At 44.9% G+C, this 314-nt stretch carries 1 pseudogene; it reads left to right on the top strand.

The window, feature by feature from the left end:
• A pseudogene (locus AAEZ03_RS26600) lies at positions 1-314 on the top strand (DASH family cryptochrome); the annotation flags it as partial.

Raw genomic sequence — 314 nt, 5'->3', positions numbered from 1 at the left:
CTATAAGACCACTCGTAATGCGCTCGATACTTGGACTGACTCAACAAAGTTCTCGCCGTGGCTGGCTAACGGTTCACTATCGGTCAAAGTCTTATTAAACCGTTTGCGTCAGTACGAGCAGGAAGTGATCGCTAATGACTCGACGTACTGGATATGGTTTGAGTTGTTATGGCGCGAGTATTTTTACTGGTATGGCGTCACTCATGACAAGGAATTATTTTTATTCAAAGGTATCAGTCATCAGGCACCAGCCAATCGTCATAATCAACAGCGCTTGGAGGCGTGGCAAAATGGCGAAACGAGATATCCTATTA

The organism is Pseudomonas sp. HY2-MNA-CIBAN-0224, assembly GCF_040310285.1.
Taxonomy (GTDB): domain Bacteria; phylum Pseudomonadota; class Gammaproteobacteria; order Pseudomonadales; family Pseudomonadaceae; genus Aquipseudomonas; species Aquipseudomonas helleri.
Note: the sequence above shows the minus strand (reverse complement) of the source record. Positions and strands in the feature narration are given on the sequence as shown.